The organism is Rhodococcus sp. K11/5 (assembly GCF_055193735.1).
The window spans coordinates 4,096,003-4,109,019 of the sequence record NZ_CM143721.1; the positions used below are offsets into that span (position 1 = coordinate 4,096,003).

Below are 13,017 nucleotides of genomic sequence, written 5' to 3' on the forward strand. Positions count from 1 at the left end.
AACGCCCTCCCCATGAACACCACCCAGCCGAACACCACCCGGCCGAACACCACCCGGCCCCTGTCGTTCGACACGATCCTGGTCGCGAATCGCGGCGAGATCGCGTGCCGGATCTTCCGCACGGCCCGCGATCTCGGCCTGCGCACCGTCGCGGTGTACAGCGACGCCGACGCCGACGCCCGGCACGTGCGAATGGCCGACGAGGCCGTCCGGCTCGGCCCCGCGCCCGCCGCACAGTCGTACCTTCGCGGCGAGGCCGTCATCCAGGCGGCGCTCGCGACCGGCACCGGCGCGATCCATCCCGGTTACGGGTTCCTCTCGGAGAACGTCGATTTCGCGACGGCGGTCGAAGCGGCGGGCCTCGCCTTCGTCGGTCCCACCGCCGAGCAGCTGCGGGTGTTCGGCAACAAGCACACCGCACGCCAGGCCGCGGAGGCCGCGGGCGTTCCGTTGGTCGCCGGGACCGCACTGCTGTCCGGGATCGACGCCGCGCTCGAGTCGGCCGCCGAGATCGGCTACCCGGTGATCCTCAAGGCCGTCGGCGGTGGCGGCGGAATCGGCATGCAGGCGTGCTTCTCTCCGGACGATCTGAGCTCGGCGTACGACCGGGTGATCCGGTTGGCGGAGGACAACTTCGGCTCGTCCGGGGTGTTCCTCGAGCGGTTCGTCGCGCACGCCCGGCACGTGGAGGTCCAGATCTTCGGGGATGGCGCCGGCCGCACCCTGAGCCTGGGTACCCGCGACTGCTCGCTGCAACGGCGCAATCAGAAGGTCATCGAGGAAGCTCCCGCTCCCGCCCTTCCCGACGCGGTGACCGAGCACCTGCTCTCGTCCGCCCGCGCCCTGACCGCGTCGCTGGGGTACCGCTCCGCCGGAACCGTCGAGTTCGTCTACGACGTCGAACGGCAGGAAGCGTCGTTCCTCGAGGTGAACACCCGCCTGCAGGTCGAACACCCGGTCACCGAGGAGGTCACCGGCGTCGATCTCGTCGCGTGGATGCTGCGGCTCGCGGGCGGCGACGACTCGATGCTGACCGACCTTCCCGACACCGGACCCGAGATCGTCGGGCACGCCGTCGAAGCGCGGGTCTACGCCGAGGATCCGGGCCGCGACTATCGGCCCAGCGCGGGCCTGCTGACCGAGGTCGTGTTCCCCACCGACGACGCGCGCATCGAGACCCACATCGAGACCGGCGCGAGCGTCAGCTCGTACTACGACCCCATGCTCGCCAAGGTGATCGTGCACCGCGACAACCGAACCGACGCCCTGCACGCGCTGCACGACGCGCTCGACGGGTCCACGATCCACGGCATCACCACCAACCTGGCGCAACTCCGCATCGCCTCGATCAGCACACCGATGCTGGACGCGAGCCACACCACCGCGACCCTGAGCACCCTGCCCGCCATCGGCCCTCGCATCGACGTCGAACGCGCCGGGGTGGCCACCACCGTGCAGGACGTGCAGGGCCGCATCGGCCTGTGGAACGTGGGTATCCCGCCGTCCGGCGCGTTCGACGATCTGTCCCTGCGCCTGGCGAACCGCGCGGTGGGCAACGACGCCGGCGCCGCGGGACTCGAATGCACCCTGCTGGGGCCGAGATTGCGCTTCTCCGTCTCCACCACGGTGGCGATCACCGGAGCCCCGGCAAGCGTCACCGTCGACGGTGAGCCGGTCCCGCAGTGGACCCCGGTGACCGTTCCCGCCGGTGGTGTTCTCGACGTCGGCAGTCCGGCCGAGGTGGGATTGCGCACCTACGTCTCCGTCCGGGGCGGTCTCGATGCACCCGAATACCACGGCAGCACGGCCACGTTCACGCTCGGCGGGTTCGGTGGCACCACCGGACGCGCCGTCGCGACGGGCGACGTCCTCGGATTGCGACCCGAACGGCCCGCCGAGTCCCCCACCACGATTCCCGAGGACGAGCGACCGCAGTTCGGCCACGTCTGGCACCTCGCGGTCGGCGAGGGACCGCAGCCGGCCCCGGACTACTTCACCGACGCGGACATCGCGCAGTTCTACGACAGCACCTGGACCGTGCAGACCCACGCCAACCGCACCGGCATCCGTCTCGACGGACCCAAGCCCATCTGGGCGCGGACCGACGGCGGCGAGGCGGGGCTTCACCCGTCGAACCTGCACGACTGCCCGTACAGCGTCGGCTCCGTCAACGTCTCCGGCGACACCCCGATCCTTCTCGGTCCCGACGGCCCCAGCCTCGGCGGCTTCGCGTGCCCTCTCACCGTGGTCAGCGCGCACCGGTGGAAGCTGGGGCAGATCCGCCCCGGCGACCAGGTGCGGTTCGTCCCCGTCTCCGACGAGAGAGCGACCACGCTGCGCACCACGCTCACCGACCGTGTGCTCGACCTACCCGCTCCGGATCGACTGGGCCGCAGGGAAACCGATCACGGAGTACTCGGGCGCCGCGAGGCCACCGACGCCACCCCGGAGGTGCGGTACCTGCGCGGCGGGGACGACAACATCATGGTCGAGTACGGTCCGATGACCCTCGATCTGGGCCTGCGTATCCGGGTCCACGCCCTGTCGGTGGCCCTGACCGAACGTGCCCTGCCCGGACTGATCGACATCACCCCCGGGGTCCGGTCTCTGCACCTGCACTTCGACCCGGACACGCTGCCGCAGCGCACCCTCGTCGGCATCCTCGACGAGATCGAGGGCGACCTCGCCGACACCGCCGATCTCGTGGTGCCCAGCCGCACGATCACGCTGCCGATGTCGTTCGACGATCCGTCGATCCTGGAGGCGATCGACCGCTACCGCAACGGAGTTCGTCCCGAGGCACCCTGGTTGCCGTCGAACACCGAGTTCATCCGGCGGATCAACGGGCTGGACAGCGTCGACGACGTCCGACGCGTGCTGTTCGACGCGGAGTACCTGGTGCTCGGACTCGGTGACGTGTATCTCGGTGCACCCCTGGCGGTTCCGCTCGATCCGCGGCACCGGCTGGTGACCACCAAGTACAACCCCGCCCGTACCTGGACCCCGTCGGACGCCGTCGGGATCGGTGGAAAGTACCTGTGCGTCTACGGAATGGAGTCCCCCGGCGGATACCAGTTGGTCGGTCGCACGGTGCCCATCTGGTCCGGTCATCGACAGAACGCTCCGTTCGAAGTGGGGAAGCCGTGGCTGTTCCGCTATTTCGACCGTATCTCCTGGACCCCGGTCACCCCGGAGGAACTGACGCAGGCCCGTGCCGACGCGGCCATGGGCACGTTCGATCCCCACCTCACCCACGGCACGTTCTCCCTCGCCGAGCACCGACGGTTCCTGGACGAGAACGCCGCGTCGATCGCGGAATTCGAGCAGCGGCAGGGAGTCGCGTTCGAGGCCGAGAAGACGGCGTGGCGAGCATCCGGGGAGTTCGATCCGGTCGAGGCACCGCCGACTCCCGCGGACACCGCACTCGACCTCGCGGAGTTCGGCGACGGCGCCCAGGTGGTGGAGGCACCGATGGTCGGCAGCGTGTGGCGCATCGAGGTCGAGCACGACGCCAGCGTCGACGCCGGCACCACCCTGGTGATCCTCGAGGCCATGAAGCTCGAGCTTCCCGTCACCGCAAGCGAACCGATGCGCGTGGCCCGTATTCTGGTCGAGCCCGGCGCTCGGGTCGAACCGGGTACACCTCTGCTCGTCACCGTCCCCGCACCCGTAGGAGTTTCCGCCTCATGACCGGCTTCACCCTCACCGACCGCATCGATCCCGCCCTCGACATCGAGCAGCGGGTGGTGTCGGCCTACAAGCGCATCGCCGACGTCGACCGCCCGGAGATCTGGATCACGCTGCGTCCGGAGGCGGACGTGCTCGCCGACGCCGCGGCGGTGCGTCGGCGCCGCGAGGAGGGTGCCGACCTCCCGCTGTACGGGCTGCTGGTCGCGGTCAAGGACAACATCGACGTCGCGGGACTGCCCACCACGGCGGCGTGCCCGGAGTTCGCCACCACACCCGATGCGTCGGCGACGGCGGTCCAACGCCTGATCGACTGCGGCGCACTGGTTCTCGGCAAGACCAACCTCGATCAGTTCGCTACCGGGCTGGTGGGGACGCGCAGTCCGTACGGGGCGGTGCGGTGCGCGTGGGATCCCGAGCGGGTGTCGGGTGGATCGAGCGCCGGATCGGCCGCGGCCGTCGGACTCGGGCTCGTCGACGTCGCGCTGGGCACCGACACGGCCGGGTCCGGGCGCGTCCCCGCGTCGTTCCAGGGGATCGTCGGCATCAAGGCCACGCTGGGGCTCGTGCCGAACACGGGCGTCGTCCCCGCGTGCATCGACTACGACGCGGTGACGGTCTTCGCCGCCGATCTGCCGCTCGCCGCGGAGACCATCGGTCGGATGATCGGACCCGACGCCGCCGACCCCCGCAGCCGCGACTGGCCGGCGGCGGTCCCCCTCGCCGCGTCGGAACGTCCCCGCGTGGCGATTCCGCGTGCCGAGGACCTCACGGCGCTGGGCGCGGACTTCGCCGACGCGTTCGACCGCACCGTCGCGCGACTCGGCGAACGCGGCATCGATCACGAGGTCGTGGACATCTCGCCGCTGCTGACCGTCGCGACACTGCTCTACGACGGGGCGATCGTCGCGCAGAGGTTCGCCGCCGTCGGGGAGTTCCTCGCCGCCGCACCCGCGAACGCCGACCCCACGGTCGCGGCCATCGTCGCGGGCGCCGAGCGTCCCACCGCGCATCGGTACGTCGACGACCTGTCCCTCATCACCACCACCAAGGCCTTCGTGCGGGACCTGCTCACCGGTTTCGACGGCCTCCTGCTGCCCACCACCACCGAGCATCCGACGATCGCCGCGGTGCAGGCCGATCCGGTGGGCATCAACCGCCGGATGGGGACCTTCACCAACTTCTGCAACCTCCTCGACATGGCCGCCGTGGCCGTGCCGGGCGAGCGCACCGCGGCGGGCGATCCGTTCGGCGTCATGGTCGCGGTGCCCGCGTTCGCCGATCAGGTGGCAGTCGACATCGCCGCGCGCCTCGTCGAGTCACCCGGCGCGGTCACCGACGCTCTCGTCACCGACGCCGGAACCGACGTCCTGGTGGTCGGAGCCCACCTGCGCGGATTCCCGCTCCACCATCAGCTCACCGACCGCGGCGCCCGATTCCTCGGGGAGGTCACCACCACGGACGCCTACCGCCTGGTCGATCTGAACACCACGCCGCCCAAGCCCGGGTTGGTTCGGCACGGAAGCGGCCGCGGTGCCCCCATCGCCGGCGAGCTGTATCGGCTGGCGTCCGCGCACCTCGGGACGTTCCTGGCCGGGCTGCCCGCACCGATGGGCCTGGGCAGCGTCGAACTGGCCGACGGGCGCACGGTCGTCGGCTTCACCTGCGCGTACGACGCGGCGCAGGCGGGGACGGACATCACCGAGCACGGGGGGTGGCGCAACTACCGGGGCTGATCCTCGGCGGCGGGTGAGTCCGGAGCATCCGAGTTCGGAGCATCCGAGTTCTGAGCATCCGAGGCATCCGACTTCGGGCCGTCGGGTGTGTCCGCCGAGTCCGGGGCCGCCGGGTAGGCGGGCGCGAGGGGATCCTCGACCACCCCGTGCGGATCGTCGGCGAGCAGAGAGCGCACGGCCGTGTTCGCCATCGCCACCAGCGGCACGGCCAGCAGACCTCCGATGATCCCGGCCAGCATGATGCCGGTGGCGATGGCCAGCACCACCGCGAGCGGGTGGATCCGAACGGCGCGACCGAGGAGCAGCGGTTGCAGCACGTGACCCTCGATCTGCATCACCGCGATCACCACCGCGAGGGCGAGGAGCGCGGTGACCACGCCCTGGGTCACCAGCGCGACCAGCACCGCGACGAATCCGGTCAGCACCGCGCCGACGACGGGGACGAAGGCCCCGACGAACACCAACGACGCGAGCGGTAGCGCGAGGGGCACCCCGAGCAGGGCCAGTCCGATCCCTATCCCGACGGCATCGGACGCGGCCACCACCACCGTCGCCCGCACGTATCCCACCAGCGATCCGAAGGCCTGATCACCGGCGATTCGAATTCGGGGTCGGGCCACGGTGGGGGCGAGGCGGGTGACGAACTCCCAGATCTGCCGGCCGCCGTACAGGAAGAAGATGAGGGTGAACAGCATCAGCAGAGCGCCGGTGAGGATCTCCGCGAGCACCGTCGCCGTGGTGAGCGCACCGCTGGTGATGGCTTCCTGATTGGATTCGAGCGCGTTCACCGCCGAGTCGCCCGCGCTGCGAATCTGCGCCTCGCTGAAGTGCAGTGGGCCGGAGGTCAACCACTCCTGTGCGCCGTCGATGCTCGCCGTGAACTGGCTCGTGAGGGCGGGCAACCCGGCGACGAACTGCTCGACGACGAACGCGAGGATGGACACCACCACCGCGATGCCGACGACGATCGCGAGCACGACGGCGATCGCCCGCGGCACCCGGCGTCGATGCATCCAGTTCACGAGCGGCGTGAGCAGCGCGGACACGAGCAGAGCGAGGGCGACGGGAACCACCACCACCTCGAGCCGCTTCAGCACCACGCCGAGCACCGCCACGCCCGCCGCGAGTACCAGCAGGCGCCACGTCCAGGCGGCGCCGACACGCACGGTGGGATGGACCGAGTCCGCGGGATCCAGCTTCACCAGCCGAGAGTATGCGAGGTCGTCCCCCCCGTCGTCCACCGTCGACGGTAGGTTGACCGGGTGCTGGTCTTCCTTCGCGCGGTCTCGCTGACCCTGAGAAGCCGTTGGCCGCTGTACCTCGCGTCGATGCTGTTGGCCAACGTCCTCGGCGCCGTCCTGGTGTTCGCGTTCGTCCGGTACGGGCTCCCCATCTCCGAGAACGCCGGCATCGTCGTCGACCGCGTGCGCAACGTCGTGGTCTTCGGCGCGTACCTGATCTTCGCCGGAGTCGTCAGCACCGTGATGGCCGCGTTCATGCTGCGCAAGGTCATGCGGTGGCAACTCCGCGGTGGTTCCCCCACTCGCTCCGAGCAGATGGCCGCACTGCACGCCCCACTGCGTCAGGCGATCGTGCACCTGGTGCTGTGGTTCGTCGGTGGAATCCTCTTCGTCTTCCTCACCGTCTCCGAGATGCCGTCGCTCGCGATCGCGGTGGCGGTCACCGTGGCCCTCGCCGCGGCCATCACCTTCGGCTTCACGTACATGCTGGGCGAGCGCATCCTTCGACCCGTCGCCGCGTTGGCCCTGAGCACCGGGCGATTCGACCGAACCCTGACGCCGGGCGTCGGGACCCGGATGGCGATGACGTGGGGCCTCGGCACCCTGATTCCCGTCGTCGGAATCCTGCTGCTGTGCGCGACGCAGCTGACCACCGATCTGGTCTTCTCCCCCGACGCGTTCGCCATCGCCATCACCCTGCTGTGCGTCCTGGCGATCGTGCAGGCGTTCTCCCTGTCGATGCTCACCGCCAGCCAGATCTCCGACCCCATCCGCCAACTTCGACGGGCCATCGAGCGGGTCCAGCGGGGTGACACCGAGGTTCAGGTCGAGGTGTTCGACGGCAGCGAGATCGGCCGCCTGCAGGTCGGCTTCAACCGGATGATGCAGGAGTCCTCCGAGCGCAAGGTGCTTCGGGAGTTGTTCGGCCAGCACGTCGGCGAGGACGTCGCCCGACGCGCCCTGCAGTTCGGGACCGAGCTCGGCGGCGAGACGCGCTTCGTGGCGGTCCTCTTCGTGGACATGGTCGGGTCGACGTCCGCCGCGTCGGAACGGCCCCCCAGCGAGGTCGTCGACCTGCTCAACGAGTTCTTCCGCGTGGTGGTGGACGTCGTCGATCGTCATCACGGTTTCGTCAACAAGTTCGTCGGTGACGCGGCCCTGGCCATCTTCGGCGCCCCGCTCGACCGACCCGACGCCCCCACCGCGGCCCTCTCCGCGGCGCGCGAACTCCGTCGCGAACTCGACTCCATCGTGGGCCTCGACGTCGGTATCGGCGTGTCGGCGGGGCTCGCCGTCGCGGGGAACATCGGTGCGGCGGAACGCTTCGAGTACACGGTGATCGGTGATCCCGTGAACGAGGCGTCGCGCCTGACCGAGCTCGCGAAGTTCCGACCCAGCCGCGTGCTGGCGTCGACCTCGGCCCTGTACTTCGCGGACGGCGACGAGCAGTCGTACTGGGAACTCGGAGAACAGGTGCAACTGCGCGGCCGGAATCGCGCGACGCACCTCGCCTGGCCCGTCGATCACCACTCGTCCTGACGCGCGGCAGAACGACGAACCACACCGGACGTTCGTTACCCTGAGCGCGTGGCGGAACCGGAGCAGAACCATCCGACCGGTGCGCCCGCCAGGCCACGGCGACGCCGGTGGCTGCGGTGGGTCGGGATCACGGTGCTGCTGGCTCTGCTCGTCGGGCAGGGTGTGATCCTCTGGCCTCGGCTGCACGAATCGTGGCAGGCGCTCACCGAGATCCACTGGGGTTTCGTCGCCGCCTGCGTTGCGGCCCAGGTACTTTCACTGTCCGCGTTCGGACGTGTGCAGAAGCAGTTGCTGCAGGCCGGCGGCGTGCGGGTCAGCCAACGACGATCGCTGTCGGTGATCTACGGCAGCACGGCCATGGCACTCACGCTCCCGGCCGGTCAGGTCTTCTCCACCGCGTTCACCTACAAGCAGACGCGGCGCTGGGGAGCCGGCCCGGTCGTGGCGTCCTGGCAGCTCGCGATCTCCGGCGTCCTCGCGGCGCTGGGGCTCGCCGTGCTGGGAATCACCGGCGCGGTCCTGGTCGGAGGCAACGCCGACGCGCATCGCATCGTGACCCCGATCGTGGCCGTGATCGCCATCGTGGTCGCCGGCCGGTACGTCCGCGCGCACCCGGATTCCCTCGTCCGTCTCGGTCGCTGGGGGCTGCGGCGCTACAACGCCGTGCGGCATCGCGAACCGGGCGCGGGCCGCGATCGCCTCGACGAGGTCGTGGACCAGATCCGATCCGTCGAACTGGGCAAGCGCGACGGGGCGACGGCGTTCGCGTTCTCCGCGGTCTACCGATTCGCCGACGTCGCGTGCCTCGGCGCCGCCTGCTACGCGGTGGGCGCCGACCCCACCTGGGCGGGCCTGCTCATCACGTTCTCGGCGGCGAAGGCGGTCGGGTCCATCCCTCTCGCGCCGGGCGGATTGGTGCTCGTGGACGCCACGCTCATCGCGACGCTCACCACCGCGGCGAGCATGAGTGCCTCGCAGGCGGTGGCGGCGGCGTTGGTCTACCGCGTCGTCAGCTTCGTCATGGTGGCGGCAGCCGGGTGGATCGTGCTGCTGTCGATCTTCCGGGGGCACCGGCACCGGGATTCGGACCTCGACGTCGTGCAGTGAGGCTCCGGGTTCCGGAATATTCGGGTTCCTGAATCTTCGCGATCCGGGAATGATGCGGACCGTGGTCCGGTTGTGTAGGGTGGCCGTAGCTTGAAGCATCAACTACCCGGATCGAACACAGGAGACCACCATGACCACCGCCACCGTTCCCCAGCTCACCGCCGGCACCTGGGCCATCGACGCCGCCCACTCCACCGTCGGATTCACCGTGCGCCACCTCATGGTGAGCAAGGTCCGTGGACGCTTCCAGGACTTCAGCGGCACCATCACCGTCGACGAGAACGGTGCTCCCCGCATCGACGCGGAGATCTCCACCGCCTCGATCACCACCGACAACGCCCAGCGCGACGGCCACCTCAAGACCGCCGATTTCTTCGAGGTCGAGAAGTACCCGACCGCCACGTTCACCTCCACCTCGGTCCAGGCCAAGGGCGACGACTTCGTGCTCACCGGCGACTTCACCCTTCACGGCGTCACCAAGTCCATCGATCTGAACGTCGAGTTCAACGGGGTCAACGCGGGTATGGGCAACGGACCGGTCGCGGGCTTCGAGGCCACCACCACCATCAACCGCAAGGACTTCGGGCTGAGCATCGACATGCCCCTCGAGGGCGGCGGCGCCGTGGTGGGCGACAAGATCAGCCTGCTCCTCGAGATCGAGGCCGGCCTCCAGGCCTGATCACCCTCGACGGAAACGGCCCGCACCCTCACGGTGCGGGCCGTTTCCTATGATGGCGCCATGACCACTCGCACCCGACGCATCGCGATCGCGGCAGCCGTCGACCTCGTTCTGGTCGTGATCTTCTGCATCATCGGCCGCCGCAGCCACGCCGAGGGCCTGAGCCTCGGCGGCATCGTCGACACCGCCTGGCCGTTCCTCGGCGGGCTCGTCGTCGGCTGGCTCGTCACCTACGCGCTCTACCGCGACAAGTTCGACCCGATGCTCGTGCTCCCCACCGGGGTTCTCGTGTGGGTGCTCACCGTCGCCGGCGGGATGACGTTCCGGGTGCTGGGCGGTCAGGGCACGGAATTCGGTTTCGTCGTGGTCGCGTCGATCGTGTTGGGGCTCTTCCTCATCGGGTGGCGGGCGGTGGCGCGGATGTTCGTGCGTCCCCTCGTGCGTACCGGCTCCAGCTGAACGTCCCGCTCAGCCCAGCCACAACCACGCGGCCAGCCCGAACCCGCACAGCGCCACCCCGATTCGCAGCGGGTTGGGCGGAAGTCGGCGCACCACCCGCGGACCGACGGCACCTCCCACCACCGTGCCGATGGCCATGGCGAAGGCCGCGAACCAGTCGACCTGACCCGAGAACGCGAAGAGCACCGCCGCCACCAGGTTCGCGATCGACAGCAGGTAACTCTTGAGAAGCGCTGCGCGCCAGATGGGTTCGGCGGTGCAGATGAGCGTCAGCGCCATGAAGATCACTCCGGCGCCCGCACCGAAGTACCCGCCGTACACCGCGACCAGCAGCACCCCCACCGGGTACAGCACCGGGAACTTGCGGGTGCCCGCGAGCAACCGAATTCGGGGCTGCAGCAGCATCGCCACCGACGCGAACACGATCAGCGCCGGCACCACAGCCTCGAAGGTCTCGCCCGGAGCGCGCAGGAGCACCACGGCTCCGGCGATTCCGCCGAGCGCCGCCCACAGGGTGAGCCACACCAGCGAACGTCCGGTCTTCGCAAGCTCCTTCGTCGACGACGCAGTCGCTCCCACCCCCGCTCCGATGAGCGCGACGGTGTTGGTGACGTTGGCCGCGACCGGCGGCAGTCCCACGGCGAGCAGCGCCGGATAGGAGACCAGCGACGCCAACCCGGTGATGTATCCGATCAGACCGGCCCCGAACCCGGCCGCGATCAGCAGGACGAAGTGGGCGACGGTCACTCGCGGAAGCGTATCGGCAGTGCCGACGCGACGATCACTCCGTCGGCGAGTCGATCTCGCTCAGCAGTCGATTCGTCATGCGCGCGGCGGCGTCGGTGCCGTCGGCGTCCTCGATCAGGACGGCGAACGCCAGATCACCGCGGGTTCCGACGAACCACCGATCGACCCCGTTGGTGCCCGCGAGACCCGACACCGACGCGTCGGCGATGCCCTCCTGCTCCGGAGCGGTGCGCATCGTGTTCCGCAGGGCCGCGAGGACGGACGCGTCGATCGGTCCGCCGTCGGAGGTGACCGACGCGGGCGAGCCCTCGACGATCATCGGTGCCGGCGCACTGCCCCGCTCGATCGCGGACGCCATCTCCACGAGCCCGAACGGCGTGACCGCCATCTCGTCGACGAGGTCGCCGGTGCTGGCGGGACGGAAGCGGTCCACGGCCGATTGCCCGCCGGGCACGGACGCGGTGACCAGGTGGGCCCCCGGGACGTCGAACGACGTACCCAGGCCCAGCTGCCTGGCCGCGTCGGGCAGGGGGATGTCCTGTGTCCGTGCGGAATCGGCCACCAGATCGGTCAGCGTGCCGGCCGGGTAGAGCTTGTCGAATGCGGGAGTTCCCTCGTCGTTGGCGTAGCTGTTCTGCGCCGCGGCAACGACGGCACCGGTGGACGGCTTCATCACCAGCACCGACGCGGGCGTGCCGACGCTGACGGCCGCGTTCAGAGCGGCCAGCTGCAGTTCCGGGTCCATGGTCGATCGGATGTCGGGGCCGCCCGGACCCTGGAATCCGGCCAGCTGCTCGGTGTCCCCGTCCGCGTCGGTGCGACGCACGGCCCAGCCCGCGGTGGCGTCGCGACTGTCCTGCCACACCGTGCGGAGGGATTCGATGAGCGGCGAGTTCAGGCGGCGATCGGCCGCAATCAACTTGGGTTCGGCGTAGAGGACCACTCCGTCGATGGCGCGCAGATCGTCCTCGAGTACGGCGTAGTCGTCGGCGCGCAGATTGACGGCCGTGATCTCCCCGCCCGACGACGCGGCGAGCTGGTCCAGCAACGTCTCCTGCGTGATGAGCGGCGCGACGACGTCGATGACGTCCGCGAGGCGGGCGGCGGAGTCCGCGACGTCCCCGGTCGCGTTCGGATCCAGGCGTACGGCGGCGACGTTCTGCTCGGTCATCATCACCGCGCCCGACGCATCGAGGATGCGCGGGGCGGGCGCGTCCGTGCGGGTGTACCCGACGGTTCCGCCCTCGCTCAGTCCCGGCGCGACGATGCTGGGGTCCCACGAGATGCGCCAGCCGACGGCGAGCTTGCGGGTCGATCCCTGGGTGCTGACTCGCCACTGGCGGTCGTCGGCTCCGCGGGCCTCCCCGAACGTCCAGGTGGAGTCGAGGGTGAAGAACCCGGAGGAATCGTCGAGGCCGATGTACTGGGACTTGCGGTGCACCGAGGTGCCCGGTCCCATGGCGTCGAACAGGGTGTTCATCGTTTGGGCCGCGGCGTTGGGGTAGGACGTCAGCGCGGCGGCCGCGGCCACGTCGCGCTGCTCGAGTGCGGTGACGAACCGGTCCACCAGTACGGCGGCCTCGCTGCGGGGCTTGCTCACCACGAACGACGCGACGGTCGCGAGCGCGACGAACAGAGCAAGCAGCGCAGCGACGTACCGAACACGGAGGACCATTCACCAATAGTCACTCGAGTAACACCAGTAACACAGCACGGAGCGGTCACGAAGCGGCGTCGGTTCGGTGCGTGAGCCGTGCATCAGCTGCACACAACCATGCCCGGGGCGTCACATCCGGCCCTGTGGAGCCCGGTTGTGTGCAAC

9 protein-coding genes are annotated in these 13,017 nt (G+C 69.8%); 6 read left to right on the plus strand and 3 right to left on the minus strand.

Going from position 1 to position 13,017, the window contains the following annotated elements:
- The first annotated feature begins 12 nt into the window (after positions 1-12).
- Both uca and atzF read left to right on the plus strand, forming a co-directional pair.
- On the plus strand, positions 13-3,690 hold the full coding sequence (gene uca / locus ACY466_RS19110; RefSeq protein ID WP_463247940.1) for an urea carboxylase: 3,678 nt from the start codon (positions 13-15) through the stop codon (positions 3,688-3,690).
- Positions 3,687-5,423, plus strand: coding sequence for an allophanate hydrolase (atzF, locus tag ACY466_RS19115; protein ID WP_463247943.1), 1,737 nt, complete (start codon positions 3,687-3,689; stop codon positions 5,421-5,423). Before uca ends, atzF begins: the two co-directional genes overlap by 4 nt.
- On the opposite strand, the gene ACY466_RS19120 is transcribed toward atzF, so the two are convergent.
- Positions 5,411-6,625: an AI-2E family transporter gene (locus tag ACY466_RS19120; RefSeq protein ID WP_463247947.1), complete on the minus strand. Its 1,215-nt coding sequence runs from the start codon at positions 6,623-6,625 to the stop codon at positions 5,411-5,413. The two genes, atzF and ACY466_RS19120, sit on opposite strands and share 13 nt — an antisense overlap.
- Positions 6,626-6,751: 126 nt before the next feature.
- Here ACY466_RS19120 and ACY466_RS19125 point away from each other — a divergent pair, with 126 nt between their 5' ends.
- From ACY466_RS19125 to ACY466_RS19140, 4 genes are all read left to right on the plus strand, one after another.
- Positions 6,752-8,203, plus strand: coding sequence for an adenylate/guanylate cyclase domain-containing protein (locus tag ACY466_RS19125; protein WP_463252368.1), 1,452 nt, complete (start codon positions 6,752-6,754; stop codon positions 8,201-8,203).
- A gap of 48 nt (positions 8,204-8,251) precedes the next feature.
- A complete protein-coding gene (locus ACY466_RS19130) occupies positions 8,252-9,310 on the plus strand; it encodes a lysylphosphatidylglycerol synthase transmembrane domain-containing protein (RefSeq protein WP_463247950.1) in 1,059 nt (352 codons plus the stop codon).
- A 130-nt stretch (positions 9,311-9,440) separates the two neighbouring features.
- Positions 9,441-9,989 carry a YceI family protein gene (locus ACY466_RS19135; protein WP_463247954.1) on the plus strand — a complete coding sequence of 183 codons (549 nt, stop codon included), beginning with the start codon at positions 9,441-9,443 and terminating at the stop codon, positions 9,987-9,989.
- 60 nt (positions 9,990-10,049) lie between these two features.
- On the plus strand, positions 10,050-10,448 hold the full coding sequence (locus tag ACY466_RS19140) for a DUF3054 domain-containing protein (protein WP_463247957.1): 399 nt from the start codon (positions 10,050-10,052) through the stop codon (positions 10,446-10,448).
- Positions 10,449-10,457: 9 nt separating this feature from the next.
- On the opposite strand, the gene ACY466_RS19145 is transcribed toward ACY466_RS19140, so the two are convergent.
- Both ACY466_RS19145 and ACY466_RS19150 read right to left on the minus strand, forming a co-directional pair.
- A complete protein-coding gene (locus tag ACY466_RS19145) occupies positions 10,458-11,195 on the minus strand; it encodes a sulfite exporter TauE/SafE family protein (RefSeq protein ID WP_463247961.1) in 738 nt (245 codons plus the stop codon).
- Positions 11,196-11,229: 34 nt separating this feature from the next.
- Positions 11,230-12,870, minus strand: coding sequence for a penicillin-binding protein 2 (locus ACY466_RS19150; RefSeq protein ID WP_463247964.1), 1,641 nt, complete (start codon positions 12,868-12,870; stop codon positions 11,230-11,232).
- Positions 12,871-13,017: the final 147 nt, after the last annotated feature.